5 protein-coding genes are annotated in these 10,529 nt (G+C 32.8%); 2 read left to right on the top strand and 3 right to left on the bottom strand.

The features are described 5' to 3' along the window. Positions 1 to 2,997 (top strand): PKD-like domain-containing protein (locus tag Q0075_RS01635; protein ID WP_297868000.1); only part of this gene is annotated, 2,997 nt, incomplete at its 5' end. A 13-nt stretch (positions 2,998 to 3,010) separates the two neighbouring features. Next, complete coding sequence (locus Q0075_RS01640; RefSeq protein WP_297868001.1) at positions 3,011 to 4,024, top strand: PorP/SprF family type IX secretion system membrane protein; 1,014 nt, start codon at positions 3,011 to 3,013, stop codon at positions 4,022 to 4,024. A 67-nt stretch (positions 4,025 to 4,091) separates the two neighbouring features. Here Q0075_RS01640 and Q0075_RS01645 read toward each other — a convergent pair whose 3' ends face one another. The 3 genes from Q0075_RS01645 to Q0075_RS01655 all read right to left on the bottom strand — a co-directional run bounded on the left by Q0075_RS01645 (position 4,092) and on the right by Q0075_RS01655 (position 10,160). After that, on the bottom strand, positions 4,092 to 6,317 hold the full coding sequence (locus Q0075_RS01645) for a hypothetical protein (RefSeq protein WP_297868002.1): 2,226 nt from the start codon (positions 6,315 to 6,317) through the stop codon (positions 4,092 to 4,094). An 89-nt stretch (positions 6,318 to 6,406) separates the two neighbouring features. Next, entirely contained in the window at positions 6,407 to 6,865 is a 459-nt protein-coding gene (locus tag Q0075_RS01650; protein ID WP_297868003.1) for a DUF1905 domain-containing protein, read from the bottom strand. Between the two features lies 1 nt (position 6,866). Then, complete coding sequence (locus Q0075_RS01655; protein ID WP_297868004.1) at positions 6,867 to 10,160, bottom strand: type ISP restriction/modification enzyme; 3,294 nt, start codon at positions 10,158 to 10,160, stop codon at positions 6,867 to 6,869. Between the last annotated feature and the right edge of the window lie 369 nt (positions 10,161 to 10,529).

Genomic DNA, 10,529 nt, shown 5'->3' on the forward strand with positions numbered 1-10,529 from the left:
GGAACTGGAAACATCCCTGTGTTTACACCAACAAATAATGGAACAGCTCCTATAATAGCAACTATATCTGTTATAGCAACAGCCAATGGATGTTCCAGAGTGGCAGAAACGTTTACCATCATCGTAAACCCTAGCCCTGTGGTTACCTTCTCACCTACTAATCAAACCATTTGTTCAGAGGATACTTCTGCAGTTGTAACATTAAGCAGTACCACTCCAGGGGCTACTTTCTCTTGGACTGCTACTCAACCTACAGGAATTACAGGGGTTATTACTTCAGGAACGAACACAATACCTGCTCAAAACTTAGTAAACAGTACTAACACGCCTATTGATGTTAACTATACTGCAGTAGCAGCTACAAACGATACTTCTGCTTGTGCCGGTAGTAGTTTTACTTATACCATTACAGTAAATCCGAAACCAAGTATTGAAAATCAATCATTTATTATTTGTAGCGAAGAAGGGTTTACAGTAAATCCTATTGATGGTATTCCAAATACTAATACAATAGTCCCTTTAGGTACAACATATAATTGGGTTATTAGTAATAATCCAAATATTTCAGGAGCAAGTTCTGGCACAGGTAGTCAAATTAGTCAAGTATTGACAAACAATAGTACATTAATACAAACAATTGTATATACTGTTACCCCAATAGCAGGTATTTGTACAGGTAATCCATTTACTATAACAATTGAAGTTTATCCTAGACCTGATGTTACTTTTGACCTTCCAAATCAAACTATTTGTAACGAGACTAATACATCATTAGTTACTCTAAATTCAACCCTTCCAGGAAATATTACTTACGAGTGGAATGCTACAATTCCAACTGGAATTACTGGTGCATTAAGTTCTGGGACAAACACTATACCAGTTCAAACATTAATAAATACAACAAATGCTCCATTGACAATTACTTATGCTGCAACAGCAACTTTTAATAATAATGGATCTTCATGTGAGGGGAACGTTTACAACTATTCTATAACAGTTAATCCTACATTCACATCTTCTGGTGTAGTTTCAAATTACAATGGGTATAACGTTAGTGTTTTTGGTGGTAATGATGGAGCTATCAATTTAACAACAATTGGAGGTTCTGGAACCTATACTTATAATTGGACTGGACCAAACGGATTTACCTCAACCGCTGAAGATATATCTGGATTATTTGCTGGAACCTATACTGTAACTATAAATGATGGTTATTGTGCTCCAATAGTGTTAACTTTTACGCTTACTCAACCACCTGAATTACTTATTCAGCCAGATTTAAGTCTTACTATAAATCTGATTTGTTTTGGCGATAACAATGGCGCTGTTGGTGTATTAATTACTCAAGAATCGGTTCCTCCTTATGATTATGAATTATATGATAGTAATGGCAACCTAGTAACATCAATTATAGATTCTACTAATTTAAACCCTCAATTTACAGGATTAGTCGCTGGAGTATATTCACTAACAGTTATTGATGCTAATGGAGGTAGAAAAATAGTAACAGGACTTACGGTTAGCCAACCTGATGATATTATAATTACTGCAACCACAACACCGATTACATGTTATGGCGCTAATAATGCCTCAATTACATTGACAGTAACAGGCGGAACTGGCCCATACCAAGCGCAATGGGATAATTTAGCTACTGGGTTTTATCAAAATAATTTAGCTGCTGGTAATTATTCCATTTTAGTAACAGATAACAATGGTTGTACTAAAACAATTGTAGTAAATATTCCTGAAGCTCCAATATTTACAATAAATCCTGTAGTTGTTAATATTTCTTGTTATGGTGCTAATGATGGAAGCATTAATCTAAACTTAGTTGGTGGAATACAACCAATCTCTTTAACTTGGAGTGATGGAAGTACTGCAGGTTTAGTTAGAAATAATTTAGCACCTGGTACCTACACGGTAACTATTGTAGACTCAAAACCATGTACCATTGTTAGAACTTTCATCATTGTTGAACCACAACCACTTGTTTTAAGTGCAAATGTTCAAAATGCATTAGATTGTAATGATGCGAATAGTGGTTTTATTAATCTATTAGTATCTGGAGGTACTCCTCCATTTATTTATAGTTGGTCAAATGGAGCAACTACTGAAGATTTAAATACTATTTCTTCTGGAAATTATGCTGTTTTAGTGACTGATTCAAGAGGTTGTACAAAATCAGCACAATATAGTGTAAACCGACCACAACCATTAACATTGAATGTAGAAACTGATACTAATGTTAATTGTGAAACAAGAGACATCAGTCAGATTTTTGAAGCACAAGTATCAGGTGGAGTTCCACCAATACAATTAAGTTGGTCGAGCGGAACTGTTAGTGGCGCTAACAATGAATTTATGACCACTGATCAGGATGGTTTAGTGATTTTGACAGCTACAGATGCCATAGGTTGTACCACTACTTACAGCTTAAACGTAGATATACCTGTTATAGGAAATGCATCTTTCGATCAAAACTCTTATGGATACACTGCCTATGGAATATATTCAATTTTAGATCCTATACAGTTTACAAATACGGCTACTGGTGATTATGTGAGTATATTATGGAACTTTGGTGATGGCACTTTCTCAAACGAAGAAAATCCAATTCATACTTATGTACTGGAAGGAAACTATGTAGTAACTCAAACTGTTACTTATCCTTTTGGTTGTGTGTATGTTCATACAATAAGCTTACTAGTTGAAAAAGGATATTTACTTGTAGTTCCAACTGCATTTACACCAAATAATGACGCACTAAATGACACTTATAGACCTGTTACAAAAGGTTTAAAAAATGTTCGTATGGATGTTTATGACACATGGGGTTCTTTAATCTATTCAGAAACTGGAGATGTACTTCGTGGCTGGGATGGCACAATAAAAGGTGTTAATGCTGAAAACGGAAATTACCATTGTAAGGTAAGCGCTGAAACGTTTTATGGAAGTATAATAAGAGCTGAAGAAACTTTTGTCTTAATTAAATAAGAATTAGAAAAAAATGAAATTTAAATTATATATATTACTAGTCTTTGTTACCCCTTTTATTGAAGTTAAGGCACAAGACCCTGTATTTACACAATTTTTAATAGTTCCTGAAACATTAAATCCGGGATTTACTGGATCTGCAAGTTCATGGAATGCTGGGATAATCCATAGGAGGCAATGGCCAGAAGGTAATAGACGAATTGATACCCAATATGGATTTGCTAATAACTTAGTGACCGACAATTTAGGCGTTGGGATTACAGTCTTAAATCAAAAAGAAACTTTCACAAATTATAACTATTTTCAATTTAATGGAGCCGTTTCTTATCGAATAGATTTAAATTATAACTGGCGTCTTAGATTAGGTTTAGAAGGAGGTTTTGGACGTAAAGATTTTAACTTTGGTAATTTACTATTAGAAGATCAGATAAACATTAATGATGGTTCAATCTCAGGAAGTAGTATTGACCCCGGTTTTCTTAGATATAATAATAAAATCAATTTTGTGGATTTTTCTTTTGGGGTTTTAGTTGATGAAGAAAATGCATGGTTTGGAGCTGCCTTAAAACACTTAACTCGTCCTGACATTTCTTTTCTTGAAAATGGTAATGTGCCTTTAGATTTGTTCTTATCAGTACATGGTGGCTATTATTTTGCTTTAGATAATTCGCCAACTATGATTTTGCCTGCAGATACAGATTTATTAGTATCTTTTAATTACATGAGACAATCTCAATTTAATCGATTAGATATTGGTGCCTCTTTAGAAATGAATATGTTTTCGTTTGGAGTTATTGCAGCTACCAACCCAGAAGGAAGAAGTACAAATAGTCATCTTGTTACTTCTCTTAATCCTTTTGTCTCTATGAGAGCTGGCGAATTTAAATTTGGATATTCCTATGATATTAATACATCTAGATTTGGACAAAATCAAGGGGTTCATGAACTTACTCTAACTTGGCAATCTAAATATACTTGTAGAGATTGTGATAATTATCGAATGAAACTCAAAGATATTAGATGGTAAAAAATAAAGGCTAAAGAAATAATAGTTTTCTTTAGCCTTTAAAATTTTGTAGAATAGATTGTAACAATTACTCTTTTAAAATCCCATCTTTATAAGATTCCTTTTTTATCGTTTTATCGTTTGCGTCTTTATAACGAGTAGTTCCATTTCGAACTCCATTCTTTATTTTTCTTTCTTCATAAGTACCATCTTCAGCTTTAAAAATAAATTCATCTGAAAAAGGTTCATTTCTTTTTAAATCAATATAATATTCATTTGTAATTTGACCATAACCATCATATGTAAAAGTAGCTCTTACATTTTGATCATAATAATAATTTTCCCAAGTTCCAGTTTTTACATTTGAAGTGTAATTGCCTGTGCTAATTATTTTACCATCTAAAGATTTGTGTTCAAATAGGCCATTACGTTTTTTTATCGATTCAGTAGCACCTTCAAAATCTAAATGAAATGTAATTGGTAAAACTACAAAATCAGCAGTTTTTATAAAACTATATGCTTGAGTAAAAATTCCAGTTGATAAATTCTCAACTACGACACAATCTAATTTAGAATCTGTTTCATTTTTTATTGTATATGATTTACTCACATTTCCAGCACCATCTAATTTTTCTAAGCGATATAATTTTCCTTTTTTAAAATATTTTTTTTCTGCAGGTTTGTTAAAAGCATAAGTGATATGTTCTCCGTCAATTTCATCATCAATATAAAAATAACTTTCTAAAAGGTCATTATTTTCGTAACGTTCCCATTTACCTTGTTTTTGACCATTAAAATAAACACCTGTTTCAAACGACTTTTTATTTAACCAAAAACAAAATTTACTTTTTCCATAAATAGTCCATTTTCCTGTTTCTTTTCCATTCAAATAAAATCCTTTTGACCATAATTCATTATCAGGCCCTCTAATCTCATATGCCCCATTTAATTTATCATCGCTATAAGTAGCTATTTCATTAAAATAAATACAAACAGTTTCATAACAACCCTCATCATTTTCTTCTCCTTGTTTGCATGGCACTTTATTTTTTTCAAGCAAAGAATATCTTTTTTGAACTCCTTCTAGTTTCCCCTCAACATAATTAGATTCTTTATATAGTCTTCCACTACAATCAAGCGGTTTATCATTATAATCTACTAAATTTTCATGATAAAATTTCCATAAACCCGTTTTTAAGCTGTCCTTGTAAACACCCTCCGCTAATAAAGAACCACCTATATCAAAGTATTTAGCATTTCCATTTAATTTGTTTTGTTTATATTCTAATTCAGCCTGTAAAACAACTTTGTTTGAGATTGTATCAATTGATGGATAACCTCCAATAAAAGCACGTTTCAAATTCAGATATACAAAAGATGCTCCTTCTAAATTATCCTCTTTGTAATTTTGGAATAGAATTTCATTTTCCGAAGTTTCTTTATTTAATCCCTCTTTTTTTCCATTTACATAATAAAACTCTTGGACTTGTTTTTTTTCATTTGGGGTTACAATTTCTCCAATCCATTTTCCATCTCTTTCATCATTTTTATAATTACCATAAAAACTGTAGTAATCTTCATTATTTTCAAGATAAAAATTTTCAACAGAAGGTCCTTCTAAATTCCCCAGTTTAAAATTTGCTGTTCTTTTAACTCTTCCAATAGAATCGTAATTTGTCAATAAACCCTCTATTTTCCCATCTTTTAAATTGTAAGTTGAAATAACATTTCCATACTCATCATAATCCTTTTTAAATCCATTATTAGGATCATACACTCCTCCCTTTTTATAAATGCTTACTTCATAAACTGTGTAAGTTTTTTTATTGGAGCCACCATAATAATAATCATCATCATTATCACTATCCTCTTCACGATTATAAGCTATCTTTAAATAGAATAACTTATTCTCATAGGATGCTACAACACGATTATCTAATATTTCCTCATCTGTCAATTTATAACCATTTGAAGAAACTTGTTGAATTATCGTATTATAAAACTCCTTTTGCCTAAAACGATACATAATCTTATTTGGTAACCCCTCATAATTATAAACATAAAACCATCCTTTAGCTTTTGCATTGTCATATAGGTTTCTTCCATGCGCCCAGGAAATTGTATTATAACCAATACCATCACTTTCAGAAGAATCATAATAATCCCAACCTTTACTAATTAAAAACTTGTTTGTGGTTTCCCAATTTTTATAGCTGGCCATTGTATGTAACTCGTTAAGAGTTATTTTTTGGGCTGATAAATTTTGTACTGCGACTAAAGAAAATATTGAAATTATAAATTTTAAAAATTTCATAATTAAATTAAGATTTGTTTTTTTAATTAGTATACATATTTAATAAACGAAAGCAAAAAAAATCTGCGTAAATGCTTTATAAAAATGAATTACCTACCCTCCAAAATTGTAATTACTTCCACAATTTTTGCCACTTGTTGCTCTTCTGTGGCTACATCTTGTATGGCTTGTAAAAGTTCTTTTTGATAGGTTTTATCTTGTTTTTGAAAAACAGACAAAACATTAGCTTCGGCAAAACAATCTAAAATGGCTTGCTCGTCAGTCTTTTGGGTGTCTTCTAAAAATAAGGTAACCAATACTTTATCGCCACCTGTTTTTTGAATGGCATTTCGTATTTCAGAATTAACAGCCAGCTTTTTATCTCTATTTTTAACCGGTCCTAAATTCTTATGTTGAATAGCATAACCATCAATAGTGCCCGAAACTTTTAAATCGCCCCATTTGCCTTTAATGTCTTTAGTATTGGGAACAATTAATTGGTACGTCCAAGCGCCATTGCCTGGAATATACTGCAATTCTAAAAGTTCGTTTTCTATGATAATTCGCATATTAAATTTCAATTTTATCTATTTCCTTCATTATTCTATCCGTTTCTGTTAAAGCAACGATGATTTTTTGATAATGCAAAATATCTTCAAAGCCTAGTTCTCGTTCTTTACGGTCTTTAAGCCATTTTTGAGCGGGTTGGTAACCGCCAATGTAAAAGTTCCAAGCTACTTCAGGAACGTTAGCGAAATATTGGGTGTCGTTGATGTAAACGCTGCCATTTTTGTAAGTTGGTTTTGTTACAACGTTGTCGCCATCTTCAGGATATTGCGTGATGTATTTTTCTACAATAGGACTTTCTAACAAATGAATTTGGCGCAACTCGCCACCTAATGCTACTAATTTCCAAAAATTTTCTTGAATTTCCTGTACGGACAGGTCGCGACCTGTCCCTACAACATCGCGACCTGTCCCCACAACATCGCGACCTGCCCCTACATGATGTGGATAGGGCACTCTAGGAAAATCTATTTTTAAAAATTCTTTATAGGTTTCTCTGTAGGTTGGTGAATGAAGCACCGCATAGATATAATCCAATAAATCAATTGGAGCAAATGTGGTTCTAAACTCTGAGCGAACGTCTTTATCATTTGCCAAACAAACATTGCCGTCTTCTTTCTCTGGTGTAAATGATAACCCCAACCCTTTGGCTATCTCATTCACAATTTCCATGTTAAGATTTGGTGTTCGAACTACTTCGTTTAACAGACTTTGTTGGTCATTTGTTTGTGTATAAAGATAAAGCGGGAATAAAGGTGCATTATTACTAACTCTCATTGCCATTACTCCTTTTTCAACTATTTTATTTGTTACCAATACATCTCTCCAATCAATATTTCCTGTAACTAATCTAGAAAAACACAACCCTAAATTGTTATTAACCATATGCGACATTACTTCATTTCTTGGATAAGCCATAAACCCTTTGCTTTTTCCAGTATAATAAGTTTTTCTGACATCAAATGGTCTGTATAAAATATCAGTAATAACTCCGTGGTTTTTTAAAACATCATTTTTAGCATACGAAACTTTCCAATCTCTACCATCTGGTTTAGGTGTGTAAATATTGCGAAAATCTTCTTCATTCAATATTTTAAGTTGTTCAATAATTTCAACCAATTTTTTTTCATCGTGGTGTATTGTTAAAGCATCTCTTTCTGTTATGACTCCAGTAGCTCCAAGTCTAAAAATTTCATTAATTGAAAAACCTAATTCATATTTACTCCTAACTAATTCGTTTTTTGCAACAAAAAAAAGATTTGGTATATTGGGTTTTAAGTAGTTCCATTCAATATTCGATAAATTATTGTTGTTCAAAAAATCATATTTTAACTCTCTTTTTCCATATAAATCAAAATTGAATACTTCTCCAAATTCATTCTCTTTTTTCTTGCCTGTTTTTATGAATAGATTAATTGATACACCAGCCATAATGTCAAATACATTTTGATCAATTGAACCATCAGGAGAAACTTCTTTTTTCTTAGCGTTTCCGTGTAAATCTAGAATATAAATTTTGTCAAAACTTTCCAATAAATGTTTTCGCATTTGACGGTGAATAATTCCATCAACAAAACTATTGTTAGAAATGTAGGCTAAAATACCTTCTCCGTTTTTATCGATAAAATGTTGACCGAAACGAATAAACTTAATATAATCATCTGAAAGAGGTTGGATATTTCGCTCTTTCATATCTTTTTTGTAATCCGCTGTAAGGCTTTCAATCCAAGGGCTTTTATTTGTACTACTAACACTATAAGGTGGATTTCCAATTACCACCATTACAGGTGCGTCACGTTTTATGGCGTTGGCTTGGTCGGCTTCGTCACTTAACCAACTACTAAAAAGGGTTTGGGTGTCGGGGTGTGCTTCTTCTAATGAGTTGGTCAAAAATATTTTAAAACGTTGGTCGTCTGTTGGCTTGAAACCTGTTTCGGTAAGCAGCATGTCCATTTTCAAGTGCGCCATGGCATAACTTGCCATAAGCAACTCAAAGCCGTTTAATCTTGGTATTAAATCATTGGTTACATACTTACTCCAAATGCCTTGTTGTCCTTCAAATTTCTTATGTATGTGTTTTACTACCTCAGCAAGAAAAGTTCCTGTTCCTGTAGCTGGGTCTAAGATTTGTACTTTGTGAACTTCTGTTTCGGTTTCAACTTCTTTTATTTTGGAGTTGGCACCCGTTCCCGTTTGGGTAACGGCTTTTTTCTTAATTTTTATTTTGTTGGTATCGGCTAAACCTTGTGGTAAATTGAACTCGGTTTTTAAAATATCATCTACGGCACGTACAATAAAATTCACAACAGGTTGCGGTGTGTACCAAACCCCTCGAGCTTTTCTTAATGCTGGGTTGTATTCCCCTAAAAACGTTTCGTAAAAGTGTACTACAGGGTCTTCCTGTTTGGTGCTTTTACCAAAGTTTTTCATAATAGTAGCCACGTCTGAAGCTAGGAAAATATTGACTAACTCGTCAACTATCCAAGTTAAACGGGTGTCTAAATCAAAACCCGCAATGTCTTGAAATAATTTTCTAAGAAATGGATTTGATTTTGGGATAAGCTCAGCCGCTTCCATTCTTGAAAAAGTAGGTAAAGTTGGGTCGTGATAACGAGCTGCAAACATACCGTAAGCAATAGTTTGCGCATAAATATCAGAAAACGCTTTGTTATCGATGTCGTGTATCAACATTTGTTGAAACGAAAGCATTTGCGATTTTAGTTGTGAGCGTTTGCCTTCTTGGTCGTCATAGTTTAATGATTTTTCAATAATATCAGCCATTAACTTTGCTTTTCCTGCCATCATTTGCGCCAATTTAGTGGGTGACTTAATGGTTTGCGAAATGGTTTCGGCAAAGTTTTTTATGAGTTGATTGAATTGATCAAAGTTTTCAGGAATGGGAACAATTTCAACTGATTTACCATCCTGAGCTTGTTGAAGGGTAGCAATCGCAATTTTGGTGGTTAGTTCTCCATCTTTGTAAAAATGAAAATCCATATAATCGGTAAAAATCAAATTCGATAATCCCGATTTGTAGCGGTCAAATTGTTCTTTTAGAGTTTTGCTTCCTAAGTCTACTCCAATATCTTTCGCTTCAATGTAACCAACAGGAACGTCTTTACGGGTTAACACATAATCAGGCGCACCACAATCTACTCGAGCGGGTTCATTGGTCACCAAAACATCAGGCAAAATGGCCATAATGAGGTTTTGAAGGTCACCACGATACGAATGTTCTCGAGCGTTTCCTGTTTTGTAAAGCGTGTTTATTTTATCGATGTATTGTGTAAGTGTCATTAGGTAAGTAATTAATTTCTGACTTTTTCAAACTTATGAAAAAAAAAGCACCTACACAACCTATACTACTACATGAATTTAAAACCAGGTAAAACTTAGGTCGATGCTTCAGCACCTAAAGTAAACAATGGGATTGAGATAAAAATGTGGAAATCCGTATTAAGAATGTTAAATAGAAAAACGCTAGAAAACATTTTTTTAGAACAAACAAATTGTAAGGCTTTTGTAAAAAAAATAATTAAAATACAACAATAAAAAAGTTGCATTTTACAATGTTAAATTTTAAAAAGGAGCATCGGCACAATTAAAAATAATACTATATTTACACTATAATTTCGTTAGAGTAGCTGGAACTACTCGAGGTCTTAT

Origin of the sequence: uncultured Flavobacterium sp. (genome assembly GCF_937967675.1) — a bacterium.
Lineage (GTDB): Bacteria > Bacteroidota > Bacteroidia > Flavobacteriales > Flavobacteriaceae > Flavobacterium.

Coding starts and splice junctions, on each gene's coding strand:
- Q0075_RS01640 (WP_297868001.1), top strand. CDS start 3,011: ATGAAATTTAAATTATATATATTACTAGTCTTTGTTACCCCTTTTATT.
- Q0075_RS01645 (WP_297868002.1), bottom strand. CDS start 6,317: ATGAAATTTTTAAAATTTATAATTTCAATATTTTCTTTAGTCGCAGTA.
- Q0075_RS01650 (WP_297868003.1), bottom strand. CDS start 6,865: ATGCGAATTATCATAGAAAACGAACTTTTAGAATTGCAGTATATTCCA.
- Q0075_RS01655 (WP_297868004.1), bottom strand. CDS start 10,160: ATGACACTTACACAATACATCGATAAAATAAACACGCTTTACAAAACA.